Consider the following 26,297-nt stretch of genomic DNA (forward strand, 5'->3'; position numbering starts at 1 on the left):
GATGATTCCTTCATCAATGATAGACTTGGCTGTGATTCGAACTATTTAAACGACATTATTTAAAAGACACTTTAAAATATCGGTAAGGTCATGAATAAATTATTGGAAAAACGTGGCGTGAGCAGGATATGCTCAGAGTTGTTACGCTGGTATGGATAATTAAATACTCTGACTATGTTAAGAGTAAATGGTCACTCATACCGTTTGTCCAGCAATAAAGACAAGCAAGTTAATCTGTCTGATAAATAAGACTGATCAATAAAAGCCAATGGTTAAAAAACCATCTGGCAGTTTGCTGTACTGCTACTGCGACACTAAAATAGAAAATATCACCTTACTCAAGAATATATAAGCCGAGGTGAGATTGTATTGATTACTGTCTATATCCCTATTAAAAAAGTAAAAATAATAGGATTTTAGACCTCAATCATCATTTTAGTGCCATAACCGGAAGCTGTAATAATGGGGAGTCTCATGACAAGACATTCTTTCTACAGATAGTAATATGCAGATATTCATCTGATTATTCAAGTGTGGTTAAGAAAATTGCGATAAAACTTAACAATAGCACTATAGACGGTAATAATTTAGCCTGTTTTCTGTCGCATAATTTCGATTTAGTGAATATAAGTTTGTTCTGTTACTGGCCAAAATAAAAAAGACAGGTAAGAAAAAATCTGCTTACCTGCCTTTTTTAGGAGAAAAATAAGTTTCTGCTGCTTAAGCAGGATTATCGATATCGATAAATGTCACTGATAAGTCAAACTGCTGAGCAACAATCCTACCTAATGCTTCAATGCCGCCGCGTTCTGTCGCATGATGTCCGCAAGCAAAATAGTCAATGCCAAGCTCACGGGCGATATGAGTGGTACGCTCTGATATTTCACCAGAAATAAAGGCATCACAGCCCATTAATGCTGCTTGCTCAATCATATCTTGTGCGCCGCCCGTGCAGATGCCCACTCGCTCAATTAACTTATTACGGTTATGAGTATCGACGTTATACTCAGCGGCAATATGTAATGGCATGCGCCCCAATGCTTGAATAATTTGAGTGATAAGGCTTTGAGCATTCTGTGCGGTACAAATGGCAATATTACCAACCGGATGTGTCTCAGCAGGATACAGTGCCTCGATAATGGTCATGTCTAACGCCGCCGCCAATGTGGCATTGTTACCAATGATGGGGTGGGCATCGAGTGGTAGGTGATAGCCGATCAAGGAGATACCATGTTGCATAAGCTTGCGAATACGCTTACCTTTCATACCAGTCAATGGGGCAGGTTCACCTTTCCAAAAATAGCCATGATGTACCATGATTGCATCAGCATTATCTGCAATGGCGGCATCAATCAATGCTTCACAGGCAGTCACACCAGTGACAATACGCTTAATAGGCCGCCCGCCATCTACTTGTAACCCATTCGGTGCATAATCTTTAAAGGCATTCGCTGATAAGTAATCATCGCAAAATTCAGTTAGGGATTGTGCAGTAATAATTGTATTTGATGATGTGATTAAGACATCGTGCGTGCTCATAGTATTCCCTTATCAATGTTTCAATTAATAATTGCAGTAGCTCAAGTATTTATAAATAATGAATTATTTCTCGTAATCACCATTTTAACATGATGTGGCAAAAGAATAGACAAGCCCAATAACTGAAACGGTACACGATGCGCTACCATTGTATTATGAGGACAGCTATAATTTACACATGTGAAAGTGCCTTATATCAAGGCGTACGCCTGATATGGCTTAATACCGATTGTCCATGTGAAATTATAGAGGTTTTTATATGTCGTCATCCCCGAATGCCGAGAACAAGGCTGGTCTCTTAAAGTGGTTACCTTGGATTTTACTGCTATTGGTCACAGCTGCCTTTATTTGGTTATTTGCGAGTATGAAGACAGCATCGGAGGCAAAATGGGAGCCGCCAAAGACCACACCTGCTGAGCAGCAAGCTTCCGAGCCGGTATCGGACTCACCAACGCCTATCGCCTCTTATCATAATGGTGTGGCTCGAGCCTCCCAGTCTGTGGTCAATATCTATACCACGCAGACGATGGCAGAACATCCTTATATGAACGATCCGGTGTTGCGCCGGTTTTTTGAATATCATGGCGCACCGTCAGAAGAGCAAGGCAATACCAACCTAGGTTCAGGCGTTATCGTGTCGGATGATGGTTATATCGTCACCAATGCCCATGTGATCGAAAAAGCCGATGAAATCACCGTTGCTTTTAATGATGGTCGTAAAAGCCGTGCAAAATTAATTGGCACAGACCCAGATAGTGATTTGGCAGTGATTAAAGTCGATATGACTGGGCTTACACCATTGGGCTTTCGTGAAAAACCGACGCTGGTAGGCGATGTAGCACTAGCGATTGGTAATCCCTTTGGTGTCGGTCAAACCGTTACCCAAGGTATTATTTCAGCGACGGGACGTACAGGGCTTGGCGTCAATAAGTTTGAAGACTTTATTCAGACTGATGCGGCTATCAATCCCGGTAACTCGGGTGGCGCATTGGTTGATGCACGTGGTGAGCTGATTGGTATCAATACTGCCATCTACTCACGCTCTGGTGGCTCTATGGGTATTGGATTTGCTATTCCCACCGCTATCGTTGAGCAAGTGATGAATGCTCTGATCAAAGATGGCAAGGTCAGTCGTGGTTGGCTGGGTATTGAGATACAGTCACAGCTGAGAGACCCCACACAGCTCGAATCATCAACAGGCGTAGAGGTACTTAACGTGGTTCCTAAGAGCCCAGCTGCTAAGAGCAGTCTAAAAGTTGGCGATATTGTTTTGACCATTGATGGGGTTGAGATGACTGATGCCAATACCTTGATTCAGTATGTCGCTCGTAAAGCACCTAATACCACGCTGCATGCTCAAATCTTACGTCAAGGTAAAAATGCGCAAGTGAAGATATTGCTAGAGGAGCGTCCAGTTGAAGAGCCAGTCACCGTTCCTGTCGTGATTCAAGATGAAACGCTTGGGGGGAATCAGCCGCCAAGCTTACAAGCTCCAGAACAAGATATCCCAATGATGTCAGAAGCCGAGCGTGACCGTATGCGTGAAGAGCTTTTATTGCTGTTCGAAAGAGATGGTGCACCTTTGTAAAGAGGGTGTTTACCGATTCTCTGATCTCTAAGAGTAACAACAAAAAGCGCGCTATCTATAAGATAGCGCGCTTTTTTAATAAGTTTTGATTGATCGAATGGTTAGTAATTTATTGATTTAGCAGCTACTTTTCTATCAGCTCATGATTGACATAAATCACGCCTTGTACTCTACAGCAGCAGGGTAGGATTTCATCTTTTTCAATCATAGCAAGCGGCTCAAAAGGATAATCAATAACGTGTGAGCTGGCGATACGCTTGATGCGGCAGCTGCCACAATAGCCTTCCTTACATTGATAATTGATATCATGTCCGGTGCGTAGCAATCCATCAAGCAAGCTTTCGTCATCATGCAAGTAAAATTGCTTCTTACTCGTCATTACCCAAGTCATAGTTTTATCCTATCTTTTTATAATATGGTCAATCCTAAATAAAATAAGTACAATTATTATAACGTGCTACTGGGATAAATTTTACTTGCTTGCTGTGCCTACGCAGACAGAGACTGCGCAAAACTTATCCCAGCAGCACTACACTTATTCTATGATGAATCGACTATATTAAAAGCTCAATCTTGAAAAACTATCTTCTATAACTCAAAATCATCAAAATCGCTGTCTGATAAGTCTGAATCAATCTGACCGACCAAGTACGAGCTGATTTCAGTCTCTTGCGGGGCAACTTGCACGTTGTCAGATGACAACCACGTGTTAATCCACGGAATCGGATTTGATTTAGAATTCGGGAATGCGACTGGTAAGCCAACCGCTTCCATACGTAAATTGGTGATGTATTCGATGTATTGGCAAAGGATGTCTTTATTCAGCCCAATCATTGAGCCGTCTTTGAACAGATAGCCTGCCCATTCTTTTTCTTGCTCAGCCGCTTTACGGAATATCTCGATGCTTTCTTCATAGCACTCTTTGGCAATATCGACCATCTCAGGATCATCACGACCGATGCGCATGAGGTTAAGAATATGCTGCGTACCGGTTAAATGTAGCGCCTCATCACGAGCAATCAATTTAATAATCTTGGCATTACCTTCCATTAGCTTACGCTCAGCAAAGGCAAACGAGCAAGCAAACGACACATAAAAGCGAATGGCTTCTAGGACATTGACTGCCATCAAGCACAAATAAAGCTGCTTTTTCAGTGATTTTAAATCGATGGTAATTTGCTTACCATTGATCGTATGCGTGCCTGCACCATATAGGTTATATAGCGATGAGCTGTAATACAAATCATCATAATACTTAGCGATGTCCGCCGCGCGCCCTAGGATGTGCTCGTTTTGCATGATGTCATCAAAGACGATAGCAGGGTCATTGATAATATTACGAATGATATGGGTATAGCTGCGTGAGTGAATGGTCTCAGAAAACGTCCACGTCTCAATCCATGTCTCAAGCTCAGGAATTGATACCAGTGGTAATAGCACGACGTTTGGGCTACGACCTTGGATAGAGTCGAGCAGCGTCTGATACTTTAGGTTGCTGATAAAGATATGCTGTTCGTGTGAGGACAGATTGCCATAGTCCATACGATCACGTGACACATCAACTTCTTCTGGACGCCAAAAAAACGACAGCTGCTTTTCGATCAACTGCTCAAAGATAGGGTGCTTTTGTTGGTCGTAACGCGCCACGTTGACCGGATTACCAAAAAACATCGGCTCTGTTAGCGCATTGTTTGGCGTTTGGGAAAAAATCGAGTATGTCATGGGACTGCCTTTATCATTGATAGGGTTATTAAGTTATAGGGTTTTAACTAGATTTGGTTTGATTGGATTATATTACAAGTTCTCTAAAGATATCTGTTCTGGCGTCTGTCCATCATTCATATATGCTTTAAACATCTCACTCAGCTCGCTATCGTCCAAACCTTCCAATTCATCGATCGCACTCTTACGCAGCGCACTCAAACCATCATCATCTGATAGTTGCTGCATTTCTTTCTGTACGTCTTTTTTAGTCGCTCTCTTTATTGGTTTTTTCAATACTTTTGTGGCGACTTTCTTTAATGCTTCTGGTTTTGCTGCTGTGCCTTCGCCTAATTGCTCACGGACGTCTGCCATGTCGACTTCTACTTGTACGATATGCGAGCCACCATCGTTTAGGTCTGAAAATACGTTTGGGATAAACAAACCACCGTCTTTGATGATTGCGGTATATTGCACATGACCTCCGTCGTTTTTATTGTTTGTGTGTTTCTATATTTTTATGATAGCGCTGGACGCCTTTTATGATAAATGTGTCAATGTCTTAGCTTCATCATGGCTGGCGTGTCGCAAGATTGTCATATACTTTGTTGTTTTCTCTTTTGCCAACTGCCAATACATAAACCACCACCACATCATCTTTTACGGTATATACCAGACGATAGTCTACGGTGCGTAGCTTAATTTTATAGGCATCCGTATGTCCCGATAGTTTTGACGCAGGCACATGAGGGTTTGACAATCGCTGCTGTAATTTTTTCTTAAACTGCTGCTGAATACTGGGCGCTATCTTTTTCCACTCTTTTAATGCCAAAGGGTGAAACTCAAGATAATAAGTCATCCAACGTTACCTTTATCGGTATCTGCCCATCATTTAACCGTGCGCTAACGGTTTGGCTTAATGCCATGTCGTCCATCGCTTCCATCATGCGCTCAAAGACGTCTGTTGAAACTAGGTAAGCCACGGGTTTGTTGTGGTTTAAAATAGCAATGGACTCACCATCTGACTGTTTAATCAGTGCTGATGGGTTGGCTTTTAGTTCCGAGATACTGGCTGTCTGTGTGGCAAATATTGGTTGCATGACTCATTCTCCGCTAATATTGCGCTCTAAATATAGGGCTAATTTTAGCACAGAAATTAGGTCTTATTTGTTAATCTAGTTACGCTTAAGTTGTAGGGTGTGCCTTGCGCACCTTTAAACACAGTTTCTATATTATCGGTGCCCCGGGTGTGCTCTACAAAACATCCGCTTTATATGCTTTTGAGTAGGTTGGTGTCAAGGTGCGAGACCCAACAGAATCTTTGTTGGGTTTCCTTCGTCAACCCAACCTACGTGCTCGTTAGCATCTACTGGTTCATTGTCCGAGATAGGTTTTAACATCTCTTGAATAAGGAAAAAAATAAGTATCTGCATTTTTATCCCATCTAGAAATATGCTTCGGTTACAATCACTAACTATGAGATTTAATTTTCAAATAAGACTAATTTAATCGTATTTAAAAATTAAATTTTGGGATGATAACAGCTCGAAAGCCATTACCATTTTAGAACTTAAATTATAATTGTTAGTTAATTGGGATAGCTACGACAATGTGTCCGTACTTTTTCCCAACGTCCAAATCTGAAACGTAAATAAGAACATACGCTTACGGCTTTTGGGTAACTACACTGCATGTTGTACTCCTAAATGATAACTAAATTAAATTAACTTTAGTGAACGTTCAGGCGTGACATTCAATAATCAATGATGTTAATATCACCAAGTCCGGCAAGACAAGAGAACTAACCATCAGTAACTACTCAAATCACATATTGAACAGTCACTTATTGAATTAGTTTTCTAAGCCCAGTTTGAGCTCAAAAAGCTTTGCTGGGCTTTTTTAATCCTTTAACATATTACACCTCCCTTTTACTTCGTCTAAATTGAACTCTATCTACTGTTTCGGACATTTATTTATAGGCGACAGGTCTAACATATTAGCCAAACCCGCCATCCATCAGAGACTCTCTTCAGAGAGCTTCTTTTTCAAACCTAAATCTTACACGCACCGCCAGCACAATCATCTTCCATATCCGCTTGGGCATCGTTCGCACCATCACGAGTGTTATGGTAGTACAAAGTTTTCACGCCAAGCTTATACGCGTTTAGCAAGTCTTTTAGCAATATCTTCATTGGTACACGACCACCTTCATAACGAACGGGATCGTAGTTAGTATTGGCAGAGATACTTTGATCGACGAACTTCTGCATGACAGCGACCAGCTTTAGGTAACCGTCATTGTTTGGCATTTGCCATAGTAGCTCATACTGATTTTTTAGCTTATTAATCTCAGGCACGACTTGCTTCAAGATGCCATCTTTTGACGCTTTGATAGAGACCAGACCGCGTGGTGGCTCGATACCATTGGTCGCGTTGGCGATCTGACTAGAGGTCTCAGACGGCATCAAGGCGGTTAGGGTAGAGTTGCGTAGACCGTGCTCAGTGATCTCGCCACGTAGCGTTTCCCAGTCTAGATGTAGCGGCTCTTGGCAGATTTTGTCCAAGTCGGCTTTGTACGTATCAATCGGCAAGATACCTTGTGAGTACGTGGTCTCATTGAACGCAGGGCACGCGCCTTGCTCTTTTGCCAATTTGTTTGACGCTTTCAAGAGATAGAATTGCAATGCTTCAAACGTTTGATGGGTCAGACCAAGCGCGCTGTCATCTGAATAGCGTACGCCATTCTTGGCAAGGTAATAAGCATAGTTAATCACGCCAACACCGAGCGTACGGCGACGCATGCTGCCGTTTTGAGCGGCTTTTACTGGATAGTCTTGATAGTCGAGCAGGGCATCAAGTGCACGGACGATTAGCTCGGCGGGCTCTTCGATATCGCTGACGTTTTCAACTTTACCTAAGTTGACCGCTGATAGCGTACAAAGGGCGATTTCGCCTTCTTCGTCATTGATGTTATCAAGTGGCTTAGTCGGTAGCGCGATTTCCATACATAGGTTTGACTGGCGAATCGGCGCAACCGTCGCGTCAAATGGGCTATGGGTATTGCAATGATCGACGTTTTGGATATAGATACGACCCGTACTGGCGCGCTCTTGCATCATTAGGCTGAACAAGTCTGCTGCTGGGATTTGACGGCTACGAATAGCAGGATCGTTTTCGTATTTGGTATATAGCTCTTCGAACTTGTCTTGATCTTCAAAGAACGCATCATACAAGCCAGGAGTATCGCCTGGTGAGAATAGCGAGATATCTTGACCTTTGATAAGGCGTGTATACATCGTTTTGTTTAACTGTACGCCGTAATCCATATGACGGACACGGTTGTCTTCGACGCCGCGGTTGTTTTTGAGTACCAATAAAGACTCAACTTCTAAATGCCACAATGGGTAAAATAACGTCGCTGCACCGCCACGGACGCCGCCTTGTGAACAGCACTTAACCGCCGTTTGGAACAGTTTGTAGAATGGGATACAACCCGTATGCTGTGCTTCGCCGCCACGAATAGGGCTACCAAGGGCACGTATACGACCTGCGTTGATGCCGATACCAGCACGCTGTGACACATAGCGTACGATGGCGCTAGTGGTCGCGTTGATAGAGTCTAGGCTATCACCACACTCGATCAATACACATGAGCTAAACTGGCGCGATGGGGTACGTACACCAGACATGATAGGCGTCGGTAGTGAGATTTTGAATTCTGAAGTCGCATCATAGAAACGCTTCACATAGTTCATACGCTCTGACTTTTCGTAACGGCTAAATAAGCACATACCGACCAGCATGTACAAAAATTGCGGGCTTTCATACACGGTTTTGCTAACACGATCTTGGACGAGGTATTTACCTGCCATTTGCTCAACAGCTGCATAAGCCAGATTCATATCGCGCCAGTGATCTAGATACTCTTCTAATTCATCAAATTCCGCACGGCTATAATCGGCTAGGATGTGCTGATCATATTTACCGGCATCAGTAAGCTTTTTGACATGATCATAAAGGTGCGGTGGGGTGAATTTATTATAAGCAATTTTACGTAAATGGAAGATGGCCAAGCGCGCCGCTAAATACTGATAGTCAGGCGTATCTTCAGAGATAAGATCTGCTGCTGACTTGATGATGGTCTCGTGAATATCACGAGTTTTGATGCCTTCATAAAACTGAATGTGCGATTTTAGCTCCACTTGTGACACCGACACATTATCTAAACCGTGAGCTGCCCACTCGATAACCTTGTGAATTTTATCTAACTCGATAGGCTCTAAACGTCCATCACGTTTGGTTACTTGGATTTTATCGATATGTGTCATGCTGACCTCGTAAGTTGATTGCTTAATAGTTATTTACTGAATGACTTATTAGTGATGCCGCGCGGTGTAAGGACGCCAAGCATGCTTTATAACGCGATATATGTGCTCATGATAGAGTGTTTTTTTGAGGCAAAAGCTAGCCACGGCTCATGGTGATGGTTAAAATCACTGAGCACTACATATAGCGTGTTTGTTAATAGGTGGACACAATATAGCGGGAAAATTTTGAAAATGCTATATTGATTTTAGCGGCAAACTATGTTGCTGAGGGCTTATACGTTGCCCGAATTTGGGCAAAGGACGATGGCATAAGGGTTAGACGCAAATGAGCTTAATAATAAATTTTTTGTAAAAATCTAATCACTCTCTGCTTTTTATTTTCTCGTAAATTGTTGACTAATAAAAGCAGTCACGGTAATAATAATGCGGGCGCAGATTGTACATCAAACCACAAAAAATCGCCACCCAAATGAGTGACGATTGTCATTATCTTCAGTGAATTTACGCCCATGATAGTAGGATTTGATAGAGGGCAGTAAGAGACTGTCAACCCTATCATATGTTACATCACAATGCGTACGGTCTTAGCCGCATCAAGAGCCGCATATAGGGTATTGACTTGCTCAGCAGTCGTTAAGTATAAGTTCACCCGTATAGAATGAAAGCGTCCTGTTTTTGAAGGTTTGACTTGCATAGACGCTAAGTCAAAATCCGGAAACTGGCTGCCTAAAATGAGTTTGACTTCGTTCAACAAAGTCTCATGCTCACCTTCATTACCGATAATGCTCATCGGGTAATTCATTGGAAAATCCCATAGCTCAGGATTTTGAATGTCGGTTTTTTTGCCTTTAATTTTGTCATTGCCCAACGATATTTGAGAGACGTTGACATCTTTTTTAGGATTTTGTTGATTATCGCTCATGGGTGAGTCCTTAGTACTATTTTATAATGGGGCTTGAGTCTTAAAATTGGCTGGTATTTTAACAAACGACTATCGATTAACCACAAAAAAGCTGAGACGCGCTCAGCTTTTAGGCTCATATACTCTGCGATATATAAAGACAGTATGCTAAAAAGCTACTGTCTTTATAGGGGGCTTATCAGTCATTTTCAAGGAAAGAGCGCAGATGCTCAGAGCGTGATGGATGACGCAATTTACGCAAGGCTTTTGCTTCAATCTGACGAATACGCTCACGCGTCACATCAAACTGCTTACCAACTTCTTCCAAAGTATGGTCGGTCGGCATATCGATACCAAAACGCATTTTGAGCACGCGTGCTTCACGCTCAGTCAAGTTGCCCAATACATCACGCGTCGCTTCACGTAGACCAGCAGCCGTCGCATCGTCAACAGGGCTTGAGATCGTACCATCTTCGATAAAATCACCTAGGTGTGAGTCTTCATCATCACCGATAGGGGTTTCCATTGAGATAGGCTCTTTGGCGATTTTTAGTACTTTACGGACTTTGGCTTCGTCCATCTCTAAGCGTTCGCCTAATTCCTCAGGCGTTGGCTCGCGTCCCATTTCTTGTAGCAATTGACGAGAGACACGATTGATCTTATTAATCGTCTCAATCATATGCACAGGGATACGGATGGTACGTGCTTGGTCAGCGATAGAGCGGGTGATTGCCTGACGAATCCACCAAGTCGCATAGGTCGAGAACTTATAACCACGGCGATATTCAAATTTATCGACCGCTTTCATCAGACCGATATTACCTTCTTGAATCAAATCCAAGAACTGTAGACCACGGTTGGTATATTTTTTGGCAATTGAGATAACGAGACGTAAGTTAGCCTCGACCATCTCTTTTTTGGCACGGCGGGCTTTGGCTTCACCAATAGCCATACGGCGCGCCACATCTTTCATATCGTGGATTTCCATCTCGAGCTTATGCTCGTAATCACGGATAGCACGTTGTAACAAGATAACATCGTCGGCGACTTTCTCTAACGTGGCAGCAAAAGCAGGCTTACCTTTAATACGCTCAATCAACCAATCAACGTTGGTTTCATTACTTGGAAAAGTCTTACGGAACTCTTCGCGCGGCATACGACCACGGCGAATCACCAAGCGCATGATTTGACGCTCATGCTTACGCACGTCGTCATAGACGTCATGCATGATGGCCATGACTTGATCAGATAGACGGTTATTCAGCTTTAGCATCATAAAGCGGCTAGCCAGTTGCTCGTAAGCTTCATTAGCTTGGGCGCTACCACGACCATAATCAAGCAATGCTTGCTTGGCTTTAATAAATAGATGCTCGATCTCTTCTAGACGCAGGCGCACTTCTTCTGGATCGATACCGCTGGTTTCTTCTTCAGCGTCCTCTTCCACTTCCTCGTCGTCCTCCTCGTCATCATCAAGCCCAGATTTTACTTTGGCTTTTTCTTTGATGATCGGCGGATTTTCTTTTTCTTCTTTGATGCGCTCGCGCTCTTCCTTCGCTGCTTCTTTGGCTTCTTGAGCAGCGATTTTGTCTTCTTCGGTTTCAGGGTCTAAGAAACCAGTGATAACGTCAGAAAGCTTTTTCTCGCCATCTTGGACTTTTTGGTACTCGTCAAGGACGAACTGTACCGTGCCCGGCCAATAAGACATGGCATGCTGTACGTCACGAATACCTTCTTCGATACGCTTGGCAATGGCAATCTCGCCTTCGCGCGTTAATAGATCAACCGTACCCATCTCACGCATATACATACGCACAGGGTCAGTGGTGCGACCAGGTTCGGTTTCAACAGAAGCTAGTACCGCTGCTGCCTCATCCGCTGCCATGTCATCATCACTTGAATCGTCGTTCATCAAGATGTCATCGGCATCAGGCGCAGATTCAAAGATTTTGATGCCAACGTCGGTTAGCATTTGTACAATATCTTCGATCTGATCGCTTTCGGTAATAGAGTCGGGCAGTTGGTCATTCACCTCAGCATAGGTTAAATACCCTTGCTCTTTACCCATTTGGATTAAGGTGGCCAGTTGAGATGTGGACTTAGAAACTGACTTATCGTTCATAAATACTCGCTTACTTGCATCGGACATTTTTATATTGTGACTGGCTATCGCTCGCTGGGTGCGTTGATCTTATCAATCGATTGATCAAAATATGGCGTAAAGGTAGTCAATAATATCAAAAATGAGTGGATATGAATAAAGGCTCAAAATACTACAATTACAATGTTATAAAACCGCTAACGCTCAAAAATTTTCAAAAGGCTAATACCTAGAAATAAATATTTTAAAATGCGCTTTAACGATAACATTTAAAAATTTATACCTAAAACTGTGCTCAATCATACGGGCGTATCATCATTTTGTCGTTATTCATTAAGCCATGCTATAAATAGTTAGCGACATAGTTTAACACAGACCAGTGTAATCAAGCACGAGGTAGTGATATCTACCGACTGTTTTTTACTGATTATTTACCAGCTATTCCATGTTAAACATAGTTTTAATAACAGGCTGTTTTAATAAGCTAAGACAACAGTGCATAATCATTAATAGTGGGGACAATGTCGACCCTTTTAAAGGGCAGCTGTTTTATAAATAAAATCTAATAATCATATTAAGATTTAACCGTCGCCATTTGTGCTGATTGCTCTGCTTGCTGTACACGTAACCAGTCATTTAATAACTGGGATTGTTTGCGGACAATCGCCAGTTTTATATTGTCAGGATTCTTAATTAAATCTTGTGTTTTCTTCTTCATATGGCGTTCAATCAGTTGGCTGACCAACTCTTCGACCAAACCATCGAGGCTCAAGATATTACGACTGGTCAGGGCTTTATAGAAGCTGCTCCAATCACGACTAAGCGTCTCTTGCGTCAAGGGTTTGACGTTAGAGAGAATAAAGTGCGCCGCCGCATTGGCATCTTTTGGCAAATATTTCAGGCAGCGCTTAATAGTGCTGACGACATCAAGTAATGCCGTGTCCTGCATATCTTCCCAAGCCAGCGGGCGTAAAACATCAGCCGAGGCTTTTTGCTTAAGATGAGCGGGCAAGTGTAAGTCATTAATACCGGCTTGTTGCCAAATGGCTTCGATAGGATCATCAATCAAGGCACGCGGCTGGAATACAAAGCACAGTTGAAGCTGCTGACTGATGGTCATCTCACCATCAAAATCTAGCAGGGCATCTTTGGCTTCGATGTTTTGGCTACGTTTGCCGCCAAGCTTTTGATAAATATCATTATTGAGCAGGTAGCGGAAGCTACTGCCTTTTGGTAAGGCAGTAGTCAAGGCGCGTACTTGTGACATGAGCTTGGCTTTGCCTTCCACCAAGGTCAAATCATGACGCTCACTTAAATAAGCAAAGATATACTGTGATAACGGCATGGCATTGGTGATCTGCTCACGCATGGCATCCGCGCCCTGACTTTTTATAAAGGTATCAGGGTCATGATTGTTGGGCAGCGTTAAAAAACGCAGCTCTTTTTCATCACTGAGTACCGGTAGCGCCACTTCAAGCGTACGCCAAGCGGCTTTTTGTCCGGCGCTATCACCATCAAAACTTAAGGTTAATGTTGGATTTAGCGTTAATAGACGTGAGATTTGACTCTCATTAATTGCCGTGCCCATCGACGCAATGGCACCATAAATACCGACTTGATATAATGCAATCACATCCATATAGCCTTCGACTACTAGCCAGTCATTTGCACGTTTTTGGCGTGACTCATAATAGCCATATAGTACATGCTGCTTATGAAATACGGGCGAGTCAGAGGAGTTGATATATTTGGGCTTTACCTCATCATCAAGCGCACGACCACCAAAACCAATGGTACGCCCTTGATTGTCTCGAATAGGGAAAATAACCCGATCACGAAGTAGGTCATAATCGCGTCCAGATTCTGAGCGCCGCACTAAGCCAAGCGCTTTGAGACCTTCGATATCTTGTGGAAATTGATGCTCAAGATGTTGCCAACCAAAAGGCGCGTAGCCCAAGCCAAAAGTTTCGAAGATTTCATCGCTAATACCGCGCGATAAGAAGTAATGCTTAGCATGAGGGTGAATACTGAGATTATGTTGATAAAACTGCTGTATCTGCTCTAGCAGCTCATATAAGTTGCCATCTTTATCAGAGATACTATTATCATTGTAGAGAGCAGTATTATCATCACCGGTTAACCATGCAGGCGGATAGCCATTGTCATCTTGATAATGAGCATCATAGCCATCCATTACATAAGGAACGGCATCGTGAGCATCTAACGGTGGGTAATTGTCATAACTATGGTGGTCATCATAAATTGGCGGCTGCGTATCATCAGCTGGCATGATTATGGCTGACTGATTATTGGTTACTGGCTGACTATCATTTTTTCGCAGATGCGTTGCCGATGTTGCTGGCTTAATAGCAGATTTTGGTTTAACTTTTGATTTAATAGGGGCACGCTGATAGCTGACGTTTTGCTGTTCTTCTTTTGGCACTTCAATGCCCGTCTGCTTGGACAGCTCATTGACCGCTTCGATAAAGGTGAGGTTTTCATAATCACGTAAAAAACTGATGGCGTTACCACCGACACTGCAGCCAAAGCAGTGGTAGATGTTTTTTTGTGGATTGACATAAAAAGACGGCGACTTTTCACCATGAAAAGGGCAGCAGCCTTTAAACTCACTACCAGCACGTTTAAGCGTAGTATGACGCCCAATGATACTGACTAAATCAGCTTGGCTATTTAATTGTTCAAGAATGTGATTTGGGATACTCATGCGAAAAACAGTTTACCATAGGTGCAATATTGTTGATGCTCAAAATAATGCAAAAAATAAAACAGAAAAAATAAGGCCAACCGTATCGTTGACCTTATTTTTAGTTGACGTCTGACGCCATGACAGCGTTATTGATTAAAGCGCATAAACGCTGTTAATCAATTGTACCAAAATACGATTAATTGCTATCGGTCATATCGATGCTGTCATTTTCAACCGCCCCTAAGCGTACACGACGATTGTCATCAGTCAGACGCAGCGGAGAAGTGCTGCTTGGGGCTGCTGTATTTGCCGCATTGTCGCTTGGCAATCTCAGTTGAGTGGCATTGCGAATGACTTGAGTTTTGGTCGCACCGCTATAATTGCCAGTCGAAACTGTGGTGTCTTTATCAAAACGACTCAGCTGTCCAAAAGTTAACTTGTTCACTAGAGAACGCTCACGTTTGGTATTGAGCTTGACACGTCCATCAGCACTTAGCATGTTTGGATAGTTAATTTGCAATAAAGTTTTATACTCCTTTGCTAAATCAGTTAGACCTAATTTTTCATGGCTATAAGCAAGGACGGCAATCGCATCTGGCACAGATTCGCTGAGTGGATAATATTGAAAGACCCATTTGGCACGATTGACAGCAGCTACATAAGCTTCACGCTCAATATACCAATTAGCAGCGCTCATCTCACTTTCAGCAAACTGATTATAAATAAACGTCATGCGCTGAGCGGCATCAGGTGCGTAAGGACTGTTTGGGTATTTGTTCAACAGCTCTTGGAAATTGGCGAAAGCAATACGATAGTAAGCAGTATCGCGCTCTGCTTGATTGAGCTTAAACAGTTTCAAACCTTCAGACGAGCCTTGCATGTTGGCAACGCCGCGCACATAGTAAGCGTAGCTCACTTGCGGGTTAGACGGGTACAGACGAATGAACTGCTCAGCACTGGCAGCTGCAGTTTCATATTTACCACTGGCATATTGTGCATACATCATATCGAGCAAAGATTGCTCGGCATATTGTCCAGTCGGATAAAAAGTACGCAAGTTGGTTAAATCTTCGATCGCTTGGGTATAGCGACCTTTATCAATCTGAGCAATCGCGTCATTATAGTACGCTTGCTCTGACTTCTCAGCAGTGACCACTGCATCCACATCTTTACCGCCGGTGAGGTTTTTAAAGGTTTGACAACCCACTAAGTTGACGCTTAGGGCAAGTAAAGTGATTGAGGACAGTTTGATAAACGTATTGCCAACAGCTTGCATACTTCTTCTCCGACACAAGACGTATAATAGCAGCAACGCTATCATACTATTTAGTAGATTGATGATAAAAAACGATGCTTGGTGCATCAATAATGGTCTATCATTTTACATGCCAATCACTAAGCATGCGTATTATTATAAAAACATGCTCATTAAAAAACATAGTTATTAATTTATTAAAAATTTACTCTGTAAACATGTTACGCAATAAGGCGTGCATCATATGTAAAGCTTTTATAAAAGAGCTGCAATAACGACACAGTGCCATAGCATACAGCAAAACATGGCTTACTTTATAGAATAACATTTGCTGCGTCTATTTTTTCATGAGCTATTTTGTAGTTAAGCGCACCGCTGGCTTATTCTATAATGCATTTTTATTCAGCGATACCTTAAGTATATTCCAATAATATAGTACAACGTCTGAATCGCCACGCTTATCATGATTGCGCTCGCTAGTTTAGCATGAGCAGTTGCAACGGGCGATATTCAATAGTGCTGACAGTGACAAATATACAGTAAATTACAGCCATGTTATATTTTAGAGAGTTAATGACTACTATAAATTGCCAGATAACATGCAGCTTCTATAGGGCTTAAACGCTCAGCATGTTACACTAGAGCGATATTATTGCCATTTTTGACCACGATTATTATTTATGGTCTATAAGTGCCAATCTGTTTTCTTATGAAGTTCTCCGACTGAACATTGTTAGAGGCTTTACTATATATAAATCTGCTATGAATACATGATGCTATGACTATCAATTTACCCGCGAACCAATCCACTGAAGATTCATCAATGACAGACTTATCAACGCAAGGTTCACCTGTGCCAGAATCCACGATACCCACTGAATTATTAACCATCAATGAGCAATTTGACGAGCATATGGACGATGATAACTTGTCAGATGATGAGCTGCTTAATGACGAAGACGAGCATGGCGATGATGAAGTCTCGGTCGCAGGGCAATCTGTGCCTGTTGTGGTTGACGTGAAGCATACGGTTATAGAAGACGAAGCAGGTTTGCGTATTGATAAACTGGCATCAAAAATATTTACCGATTTTTCACGTGTCCAGTTACAAGGCTGGGTAAGTGATGGCAGCTTGCTTTATAACGGTAGCATACAAAAACCTAAGATCCGTGTTAAAGCTGGCGATATCTTGCATCTGTCGACGACTTTAGAGCAGCATAGCGAAGATCAGCCAGAAGATATCGCAATCGACGTGGTTTATGAAGATGATGACGTATTGGTCATCAATAAGCCAGTCGGCATGGTGGTACATCCCGGTGCCGGTAATCAAACAGGCACTTTGGTAAACGCGCTATTGTATCACTATCCGCAGCAGCACCATTTGCCGCGTGCAGGCTTAGTCCACCGTATTGATAAAGATACTTCAGGGCTATTGTTGATTGGTAAAACCAAACCCGCACAGCTGGCACTGATGGAGCAGCTAAAGGACAAATCAGTGTATCGTCATTACCAATGTGTGGTCGCAGGGGATGCAGCGAGTCTATCTCGTCATCGCCGTATTGACGCACCCATTGGACGCCATCGTAATCAGCGTACCAAAATGACGGTGATGACGGCAGGACGCGAAGCTGTGACTCACCTGTTGAATGTAACCGCGCTTAATGGTAACTATTGTTTGTTGGATATAGGGCTTGAGACAGGGCGTACGCATCAGATTCGTGTGCACCTGAGTCATATTACTTATCCTATTGTTGGTGATAGAGTCTATGGCGGTCGTCGTCAGCTACGTGCTGGTCTAACAGAAGCGCAGCGTCAAGCGATTAATAACTTCCCGCGTCAAGCACTCCATGCTTATACGTTGGGTTTTGTTCATCCAACGACTGGTGAAGACGTTGAGGTCACTACACCAATGCCTGAAGATATGCAGCAGCTAATGGCGGTCTTAAGTGACGGTTATGACGAAGAATAAGCGCTGCAAAAACGCTTTATTAAAACGGTAAATATGCCATGAAAAATACGCTTCCCATGACATTGCTAGCACAGCTTGATGATGTGGCTGTGTTTCAAACGGCTGCTTTTTCTGATATAGACTATGCAAGTATTGATATATCTCGGTCTAAAATCAATCAGCAGCCACATCAACGACAGCAAGCAAGTTATGGCGAGCTGAACTTGGGGCTGCATGTCAATGATGATGCAAGCGTAGTATTAAGTAATCGGATGCGTGTGCTTGCTACGATTAATGAGCAGATGATCGCGCAGCAAAACCTACCTGTTCATAGCGTGCCTGTCAAAGCGCTACATTGGGTTAATCAAGTCCATGGTAATCATATACATGATACCGATGCTACGGTACTGAGTATGGCGCCTATGGCAGCTGATGCTATGGTTAGCAAACAAGATGGTACTGGGCTTGCCATAATGACGGCTGATTGTGTACCGATCGTTCTTTATCAGCCAGCAACTGGGCAGATAGCGGCGATTCACGCGGGCTGGCAAGGGCTGGCATGCGGCGTAATCAAAGCAACGGCTGAACGCTTTAGCGCCAGCGGCGAGATTATGGCATGGATAGGCGTTTGTATCAGTCAAGATAATTATGAAGTGGGTAGCCAAGTCCGAGATAAGTTATTGGCAGGTTGCATCGCGAATAACGCTTTGACGACAGATGCAATAAGTAATTTTGATGAGCGCTACGTGATGGCGTCAGGTACTAGCGAGTTAGACGCAGCGAGTACAGCGGACAAGTTATCAGACAATACGCCAGTCTATGCAGAAAAAATTAAGATAGATTTGCCAAAAATTGCCGCGGATCAATTGCAGGCAGTAGGGATTGCCGTATGCAATGAGTCCTCTATCCCTTGTAGTTATGCTGACGGGCATTACTATTCTTATCGACGTCAGACCCATTTGCAGCAAGCTGCAACGGGACGCATGGCCTTGATTATTACGCGCAGTGCTTCTATATATAGCTAATCCACTTTTAAAAGGGTACAGAACTACTGGGGTTAATTATTCGCAGCCTCTGTCTGCGTAGACACAGCAAGCAAGAAAAAGTAACCCCAGTAGTACCTTATAACATTTGGATTTCTTTTATTTAGGACCGATTATAGTAACTAAAGCATGATTATTTAAAAGAGTAACTGTCACATAATAAGTGCGTCTTCTTATCATTAACAATCATAAGCCTAATTTACCTTTTTATTTTTTATTTCATTACTTATAGCCATTATTAGAGTTTATATGAATACATCTGTTACACCGTCTATTGTACTACCTCCTGACGAGACTTCTCTTAGCGTATCTAATATATCGATGGCCGTTATTTACCATAGTAACTACGGTCATACTCAACGTGTCGCAGAAGCAATCGTGACGGGCGCTCGTCAGCAACTACCTGAAGCGCAAGCCAAGGCTGTCGATGTCAATGACGTCGATTGGGAGTTTTTAGATCAAGCGGATCTGTTGGTTTTTGGTAGTGCGGTATATATGGGCAGTGTGACAGCAGGCTTTAAGACTTTTATGGATGCGACATCGAAGCGTTGGTATCATGGCAAATGGCAAGGCAAGTGGGCAGCAGGTTTTGCCAACTCAGGTGGGCTTAGCGGCGATAAGCTTGCTGTACTACAGCAGATTTGTCTTTATAGCATGCAGCATGGGATGAACTGGATAGGGTTGCCACTCAGACCGACCGGACATGAGCCCCATGATCTAAACCGTTTATCGAGTAATTTGGGTTTGATGACCCAGTCGCTTGATGGTCCACCTGAAGAAACACCAGGCGTGGGTGATATAGATACAGCGATTTGGTTTGGTGATCATCTGGCAAAAACCATCATAAAACATCAGCCTGCCTCATAAAAATTCAAAAGCTATTTATTAAGTAGTAAATACCAAAAAGCAGATATCAAACTGATATCTGCTTTTTTTATTGTCAGCTTTTTATATCTATCTTAGTGCTCGTTATTTTCAACGGCAATATCTGCAACTGGGACAGTTTTAACCAACAGATTTTTGCTCGGAGCGTTTTTGACAGGAATCGGGCTTTCGACAAATTGAAACGACTGACAACCTGTCATAAATAAGGCAGCTGTGAATATATAGGTCAAGGTTAATGACTTCATAATGATATCTCAAAAGGCAATCGGCGACGGTGAAATAGCGCTCATCATAACCAATGCACGGGATTGTGCAAGATATTATCTCATTATAAACGGAAGTAGTACGCTCTATAAGAAGCGTTTAGGATGGGCGTTATGTATCCATTATGTACAGCCATAATAAAGTAAGAAGAACTGTTGGCTTCATTATCTAGCCATAATTTACCAGTAATTCATGTTTATAAATATATAAAAACAAGATTTTATAACTTTACTAATTGTTTTATAAAGAATTAATTATTTTACCTAAATTTATAATATAAAAAGGTATAACCGTCTATTAAAAAATATATCCAATTATTTATCTTTTTAAGTTTTGTAAAAAAATGATAGCAATACGTTACTATTCAAGTAATAGAAGTGAAATAGTCTTACAGTAGTGAGGTTAACAGACATTTTTTAGCAATAATCTATAAATGGATATTTTATTACAGTTTTATCTTGTACTGATAATAGCAAAAAATAATGATAAAAATTCAGCTTAACAGTGGAAGTTATGCGCAACAATCATGAAAGTATATGAGATGTTAGCGAAATGAGGGAATTATGAAGCGATTTTCTATGATGTTATCGATGCTTGCCATTGGTATGGCCTCCAGCGCTGCGATGGCTGAGGATACGAGCCTTACTAATACAAGCTTACCTAATGCGACCTTACCTAATATCAGTCCTGCCAATAGCGCGCTCGTCAATCGAGGTGCCTATATTGCTCGTGCAGCGGACTGTATGGCGTGTCATGGCGAAGACTATACTGGCGGTACAGCAATAGAGACCCCTATGGGCGAGATTTATTCTACAAATATCACCCCCTCCAAACGCTATGGTATCGGCAATTATACTGAAAAAGATCTAAAAAATGCGCTACAAAAAGGTCGTGCGCCAAGTCATATGCTATATCCGGCTATGCCATATCCTTCTTATAGTGGTATGAAAGAAGAAGATATCAGCGCACTGTTTGCCTATCTGCAAACCGTGCCAGTAGTAGATGAAGCGCCAAAGCATAAAACTGACCTACCATTTCCGTTTAATATTCGTGCGCTAATGCTCGGTTGGAACTTTTTGAATGTTCCTTCTACTGAGGGACGTGATGGCCTCAATGAGACGCAGAAGCGCGGTGAATATCTGGTCAATAATCTAGAACACTGTGGTACTTGCCATACGCCACGCAACAGCACCATGGGCTTCGATAAAAAAATGTATTTATCTGGAGCGCAGTTAGGGCATTGGTACGCACCTAATATCACCCCTGACGAGTCAAGTGGTATTGGCAGCTGGAGTGAGCAAGATATCATTACTTATCTACGCACCGGCGAGCTTGATCAGCGCGCTTATGCTGGTGGTCCAATGGGTGAGGCAGTCGCGCATAGTACTCAGTATCTAAAGCAAGAAGACTTAAGTGCGATAGCCTCTTATCTAAAAGCAGTACCCGCCATTCAAACCGATGATAAGGTATCTGCTGTCGATGTCTCACGCTTACCGACGCGGGTGAACGAATCTATTACCCATGATTTACTTGCGCAAAAAGATTATTTGGCTCAAGCAAAAACTGCTGTGAGCAAGGGCAGTAATTCACCAGAAGCCTTGTATTTGGCTACGTGTGGCAGCTGTCATGGCGTAGACGGTTATGGGCAACCTGATGCACAGTATTCGCCCATCGTAGGGCTAAGCAGTCTTCGCCGTGATAAGCCTGATGTGCTCGTCAATATGATTTTGCATGGGGTCGTTGGCAGCACCAATACGTCACCGATTATGCCTGCTTTTTCGGATGAGCTGAGCAGCGAGCAAATTGCCAGTATCGCCAATTACGTACGCGTGAACTTTGGCAGTCTTGCCAGCAGCGATGTGAGTGCAGCCGATATCGAGCGCATCACTGCCACTAGCGCCGAAAAGCCATTTTTAATTAAATACGCAGGCTTGCTGGCGATATTGGGTATGATCGTCGCTATTGCCGTCATTATATTTATTATTCGAGCCATCATACGCTCTAAGCACCGTCACTGATTTGGGTTTCATTTCACCTTTCATCAAACAGCGTAGTAATAAATACTATAAAGCTATGTTAGATACTGATTATAAGACAAGGATTATGACAATTAGATAGAGCGTTATCGTTTGGCAATTATAGACAACAACACGCCAAGTACATTGATAAAGATGCGTCTACTATCCTGCACCATTGTCTACTTTAAGGATATTATTATGAAAGACATGCTTCAATCACCCACGCGCCGTCAATTGCTTTCAATGATTGGTAAAACAGCGGGCGCGACCGCCATGTATCAAGCAATGACGACCTTGGGGTTTGCTTCAGAGTCCAGTTTTAAAGAAGCAATGGATCTTAAAGGCGCACCTGCTGGCGCGAGCATTGTCATTCTTGGTGCTGGTCTTGGTGGTCTTACTGCCGCCTATGAGCTGCGAAAAGCGGGCTACGATGTCAAAGTGCTTGAGTTTCAAAATCGTGGTGGCGGTCGTAGTTGGACACTGAACAGCGGTGATAAATATACTGAGCTTGGCGGCGAAGAGGTCACTTGTGATTTTGAAGAAGGCAATTATTTCAATGGTGGACCATGGCGTTTGCCAAGCCACCACTATGCCGTCTTTCATTATTGCAAACAGTTCGGTGTTGAGATGCAACCCTTTATCCAAACCAATGACCGCGCTTATTTGCACCGTACTAATCATTTCAATGGCGTACCGCAGCGTTTGGGTGACATCAAAAATGACATTCAAGGTCATGTGGCGGAGCTGCTATCGAAGTCAGTAAACGTGGGTGGTCTGGATCGCTCAGTCAATACTGAGGACAAAGAGAAGCTGCTAGAAGGGCTAAAAGGGTGGGGCGTGCTCGATAAAGACTATCGCTACCGCCCCAGTAATGAGACTACCAAACATCGTGGCTTTAGTGTGTTCCCAGGTGGCGGTTTGATGCCAAATGAAAAGCCGTCAAAGCCATTACCAATCAGTGAGATACTAGATTCAGGCATGTGGGGAGATATTTATAGCAATCACATGACCTATGGACATCAGCCAACCATGTTTCAGCCAGTTGGTGGTATGGGTAAAATCGGTGATGCTTTCACCCGCGAATGTCGCGATATGATTGAATTTAATGCCAAAGTCACTAAGATTCATCAAGATGATACTGGCGTTACAGTCGACTATGTGGACAGTAATAGTCCCGATGGTGCAATCAAAACCATTCGGGCAGACTGGTGTGTCTGCAATATACCTTTAACCGTATTAACCCAGCTCGATATCAATGTCTCAAAACCAATGAAACAGGCGATGGCAGCGGTTCCTTATGACACTTCCTATAAAGTAGGTTTGGAATTTAATCGCCGCTTCTGGGAAGAAGATGAGTGGATTTATGGCGGTTTAACCTATACCAATATGCCTATTACCCAAATTGCTTATCCGTCAGAAAATATGTTTAAAGATGGCTCGGGTGTATTGCTTGGTGCCTATGGTTTTGGCGCGACTTCTTATAAGTTTAATACTCTAACACCGCAAGAGCGTATCAATGTGGCGCTTGCCTACGGTAAGTATATCCATCCGCAGTACCCAAAGGAATTCCGCGCCGGAACATCTGTCGTCTGGCACCGTATTCCTTGGACACTCGGCTGCTACGGTATTTGGAGTGAGTCTAGTCGTGAGCAGCATTACGATAACCTATGCAGTATAGACAACCGTATTGTGCTGACAGGTGAGCATTGCTCTCATATTCCTGCGTGGCAGGAAGGGGCTATATTATCTGGCATGGATGCAGCTAAACGCTTGCATAAAAAAGCAAAAATGCTGGGTTAATTGCGGCGCACATAGAGACAATCATTATAAATTCAGAGGCTATCATGAACACTATCATCATGAAAACAACTATCATGAAAAACATGACACCTAAGATGCTGATGATCATGCTGCTAAGCAGCAGCGCATTATTAGGCTGTAGTCAAAAAGCAGACGATGTAGAGACGATAGCCAGTAAACACGATGCTGAGCAAACGGTTGACTATCAAGCAAGTCGCAATACTGGCAGCTGGGGCGCTGTCTATATGAGCCGTGACGAGCTAAAAGCGCAGCCTATCAATGTCGTTGATGACAGCTCATTACCCAATATGGAAAATGATCCTATTATTAGCGAGTGGGAAGCAAAGTTTGAAGGGTCAAATGCCTTTATTACGACCGATGGCAAAAAGCTCTATCATGACTCCTGTGCTGGCTGTCATATGCATAAAGGCGAGGGCGCTTATGGTGCAGGCTATTATCCGCCACTGGCTAACAATAGCAAAATGCAGTCAAAATATTACATCATTAATATTCTGATCAATGGTTTCCGCGGGATGCCATCGTTTCATATGATGATGAATGATGCGCAAATGGCGGCAGTGACTCAATACGTCGTCAGTGACTTAAATGGTTACACGGATACAGTGACCGCTGAAGACGTGGCCAAGCTGAGACATGCCAATCCGCCCGGTTATGATCCAAGTGAATAGTGTTGCTGTGAACAATGTTTCCTTAGAATAAAAGCTAATCGATTTACTCTCATATAAAAAAGCGCCCAATCGATGATTGTGCGCTTTTCTTGGTTAAGACATTACGAATTTCTAGCTCTATCTGGGACTGGCTGACCAGACAGGTGAGCGAATCGTACCTTGCCCAGATTTACCAAAGGCTTCGCCGCCGTTTAGTGATTTGATAGTCAATACGCCCTTACCACCTTGCTTTGATGCATAAACAACACGCTTACCATTTGGTGAAAAGCTCGGTGCTTCATCGATACCAGTATTGCCCAAATTAGCAGTGACCGCGCCGCCGCTGTTCATAACAGCCGCTGAGCGCCCATTTAAAAAGGCAATTTGCGTGCCATCGCTACTAAATTGTGGGCTGGTCGCATAACCACTATTAGACACTTTGGTTGTGCGCCCTGAACCAAATTCATAACGATAAATCTGCGGCTTATTAAATCCAGTCTTATCAGATACAAAGACAAAAGATCTGCCATCAGGGGCGTAGCTTGGCTGTACTTCACTGCTTGGCCAATTGGTCAGTCGTCTTGGTTGACCGCCGCTGGCACTCATCTCATAAATATCAGCACTGCCTTCAAAACTACTCGAAAACAGTATTTTGCTGCCATCTGGCGAGAACGAAGGACTTAAGTTGCTACCAGGGAAAGGCGTCAATGGAGTTGCACCGCCGCCGCTCACGCTTTGCACATAAATAACAGGATAAGATTTATCACGTTGTACTGAATAAGCAATACGATTGCCATCGGGCGACCATGCTGGAGAGAAGATAGAACCTGAAACCTCAGTAATGGTTTTGGCATTTTCGCCATCAGCATCCATGACTTTTAAGCGTGAGACTTTTGCTTTTCCGGCACCAATTTCTTCAATATAGGCAATACGCCCTGAGAAGTCCCCTGGAATGCCGGTAATGAGCTCGTACACTTTATCTGCGATGACGTGACCGGCATAGCGCATGCTGTCTTTATTGTTATCAGCGGTTAAAGTTTGCTTGCCTTCGATCACGCGTCCTGTTTTAACCTCAATCACTTCATAATCGGTCACTACTTTACCGCGGCTACTGCGCGTGCTACCTACGACAAGATAGGGAATCCCTATACTTTGCCAAACCGGTAATGTCCCTGCCAGCTCGCTGCTACTGCGTGGCTGCTGCGGTAGATTCTGACTGGTAACTTTGAGTTCAGTTTTACTCAAGTCATTGACAATAATAGGTGACAATACGCTATCACCAGCAAAAGGTACAAAAGCCACTTGGTTCTGTTGCACAGGAATCTCGTAATCCAATTCTAAAACGACAGGCGCTGCCAACACACTGGGCGCGATAAGTAAGCTTGAAGCGCTAGCAAGTAATGATATGAGTAGTTTTTTATGAGTGCGCATGAGTAATTTAAGCTCCTAAAACAGTATGAGTGTCATTTTTATAGGTTATTAGTCCGCCATAAAGATAAGGCAGTCCCTTCTACAGTACAAGCTGTTTAAGGTAACGTTATCAATAATATAAGA

At 43.0% G+C, this 26,297-nt stretch carries 20 protein-coding genes; 7 read left to right on the forward strand and 13 right to left on the reverse strand.

What is annotated here, in order from left to right:
• Positions 1-720 precede the first annotated feature (720 nt).
• On the reverse strand, positions 721-1,539 hold the full coding sequence (locus H0262_RS08980; RefSeq protein ID WP_181210524.1) for a Nif3-like dinuclear metal center hexameric protein: 819 nt from the start codon (positions 1,537-1,539) through the stop codon (positions 721-723).
• Positions 1,540-1,798: 259 nt separating this feature from the next.
• On the opposite strand from H0262_RS08980, the gene H0262_RS08985 reads away from it, so the two are divergent.
• Positions 1,799-3,127 (forward strand): S1C family serine protease, encoded by a 1,329-nt coding sequence (locus H0262_RS08985; protein WP_181210525.1) that lies wholly within the window; start codon positions 1,799-1,801, stop codon positions 3,125-3,127.
• A gap of 124 nt (positions 3,128-3,251) precedes the next feature.
• Here the strand turns inward: H0262_RS08985 and yfaE are convergent, their stop codons facing one another.
• The 10 genes from yfaE to H0262_RS09035 all read right to left on the reverse strand — a co-directional run bounded on the left by yfaE (position 3,252) and on the right by H0262_RS09035 (position 16,138).
• The gene (gene yfaE / locus H0262_RS08990) at positions 3,252-3,518 is read right to left on the reverse strand and encodes a class I ribonucleotide reductase maintenance protein YfaE (protein WP_011513453.1); all 267 of its coding nucleotides are present in this window, start codon (positions 3,516-3,518) and stop codon (positions 3,252-3,254) included.
• A gap of 197 nt (positions 3,519-3,715) precedes the next feature.
• Positions 3,716-4,849, reverse strand: a complete 1,134-nt coding sequence (nrdB, locus tag H0262_RS08995) for a class Ia ribonucleoside-diphosphate reductase subunit beta (protein WP_020443319.1) — start codon at positions 4,847-4,849, stop codon at positions 3,716-3,718.
• Between the two features lie 72 nt (positions 4,850-4,921).
• A complete protein-coding gene (locus tag H0262_RS09000; protein ID WP_181210526.1) occupies positions 4,922-5,305 on the reverse strand; it encodes a hypothetical protein in 384 nt (127 codons plus the stop codon).
• A 94-nt stretch (positions 5,306-5,399) separates the two neighbouring features.
• Positions 5,400-5,687 carry a type II toxin-antitoxin system RelE/ParE family toxin gene (locus H0262_RS09005; RefSeq protein ID WP_181210527.1) on the reverse strand — a complete coding sequence of 96 codons (288 nt, stop codon included), beginning with the start codon at positions 5,685-5,687 and terminating at the stop codon, positions 5,400-5,402.
• Positions 5,671-5,928 carry a type II toxin-antitoxin system Phd/YefM family antitoxin gene (locus tag H0262_RS09010; protein WP_181210528.1) on the reverse strand — a complete coding sequence of 86 codons (258 nt, stop codon included), beginning with the start codon at positions 5,926-5,928 and terminating at the stop codon, positions 5,671-5,673. Before H0262_RS09010 ends, H0262_RS09005 begins: the two co-directional genes overlap by 17 nt.
• A 951-nt stretch (positions 5,929-6,879) precedes the next feature.
• Positions 6,880-9,156 carry a class 1a ribonucleoside-diphosphate reductase subunit alpha gene (gene nrdA / locus H0262_RS09015; RefSeq protein ID WP_181210529.1) on the reverse strand — a complete coding sequence of 759 codons (2,277 nt, stop codon included), beginning with the start codon at positions 9,154-9,156 and terminating at the stop codon, positions 6,880-6,882.
• A 562-nt stretch (positions 9,157-9,718) separates the two neighbouring features.
• On the reverse strand, positions 9,719-10,078 hold the full coding sequence (locus tag H0262_RS09020) for a YbeD family protein (RefSeq protein ID WP_259275440.1): 360 nt from the start codon (positions 10,076-10,078) through the stop codon (positions 9,719-9,721).
• Positions 10,079-10,256: 178 nt separating this feature from the next.
• Positions 10,257-12,176 (reverse strand): RNA polymerase sigma factor RpoD, encoded by a 1,920-nt coding sequence (rpoD, locus tag H0262_RS09025; RefSeq protein WP_041753074.1) that lies wholly within the window; start codon positions 12,174-12,176, stop codon positions 10,257-10,259.
• A gap of 553 nt (positions 12,177-12,729) precedes the next feature.
• Complete coding sequence (locus H0262_RS09030) at positions 12,730-14,880, reverse strand: DNA primase (RefSeq protein WP_181210530.1); 2,151 nt, start codon at positions 14,878-14,880, stop codon at positions 12,730-12,732.
• A 178-nt stretch (positions 14,881-15,058) separates the two neighbouring features.
• Positions 15,059-16,138, reverse strand: a complete 1,080-nt coding sequence (locus H0262_RS09035) for an outer membrane protein assembly factor BamD (protein ID WP_181210531.1) — start codon at positions 16,136-16,138, stop codon at positions 15,059-15,061.
• Between the two features lie 802 nt (positions 16,139-16,940).
• On the opposite strand from H0262_RS09035, the gene H0262_RS09040 reads away from it, so the two are divergent.
• From H0262_RS09040 to H0262_RS09050, 3 genes are all read left to right on the forward strand, one after another.
• Entirely contained in the window at positions 16,941-18,086 is a 1,146-nt protein-coding gene (locus H0262_RS09040) for an RluA family pseudouridine synthase (RefSeq protein WP_409033823.1), read from the forward strand.
• A gap of 38 nt (positions 18,087-18,124) precedes the next feature.
• A complete protein-coding gene (locus H0262_RS09045) occupies positions 18,125-19,090 on the forward strand; it encodes a polyphenol oxidase family protein (RefSeq protein ID WP_181210533.1) in 966 nt (321 codons plus the stop codon).
• 267 nt (positions 19,091-19,357) lie between these two features.
• Positions 19,358-19,975, forward strand: coding sequence for a flavodoxin family protein (locus H0262_RS09050; RefSeq protein WP_409033824.1), 618 nt, complete (start codon positions 19,358-19,360; stop codon positions 19,973-19,975).
• 92 nt (positions 19,976-20,067) lie between these two features.
• Here the strand turns inward: H0262_RS09050 and H0262_RS09055 are convergent, their stop codons facing one another.
• Positions 20,068-20,238 (reverse strand): hypothetical protein, encoded by a 171-nt coding sequence (locus H0262_RS09055; protein ID WP_156772645.1) that lies wholly within the window; start codon positions 20,236-20,238, stop codon positions 20,068-20,070.
• Positions 20,239-20,820: 582 nt separating this feature from the next.
• Between H0262_RS09055 and H0262_RS09060 the strand changes: the two genes are divergently transcribed.
• From H0262_RS09060 to H0262_RS09070, 3 genes are all read left to right on the forward strand, one after another.
• Positions 20,821-22,275: a cytochrome c gene (locus H0262_RS09060; protein ID WP_181210534.1), complete on the forward strand. Its 1,455-nt coding sequence runs from the start codon at positions 20,821-20,823 to the stop codon at positions 22,273-22,275.
• A 198-nt stretch (positions 22,276-22,473) separates the two neighbouring features.
• Complete coding sequence (locus H0262_RS09065) at positions 22,474-24,075, forward strand: flavin monoamine oxidase family protein (RefSeq protein ID WP_181210535.1); 1,602 nt, start codon at positions 22,474-22,476, stop codon at positions 24,073-24,075.
• Positions 24,076-24,119: 44 nt separating this feature from the next.
• Positions 24,120-24,764 (forward strand): cytochrome c, encoded by a 645-nt coding sequence (locus H0262_RS09070; RefSeq protein WP_181210536.1) that lies wholly within the window; start codon positions 24,120-24,122, stop codon positions 24,762-24,764.
• Between the two features lie 117 nt (positions 24,765-24,881).
• Here H0262_RS09070 and H0262_RS09075 read toward each other — a convergent pair whose 3' ends face one another.
• Positions 24,882-26,174 (reverse strand): PD40 domain-containing protein, encoded by a 1,293-nt coding sequence (locus tag H0262_RS09075; RefSeq protein WP_181210537.1) that lies wholly within the window; start codon positions 26,172-26,174, stop codon positions 24,882-24,884.
• Between the last annotated feature and the right edge of the window lie 123 nt (positions 26,175-26,297).

Origin of the sequence: Psychrobacter sp. D2, from assembly GCF_013608135.1 — a bacterium.
In the GTDB taxonomy this organism is placed as follows: Bacteria; Pseudomonadota; Gammaproteobacteria; order Pseudomonadales; family Moraxellaceae; genus Psychrobacter; species Psychrobacter cryohalolentis.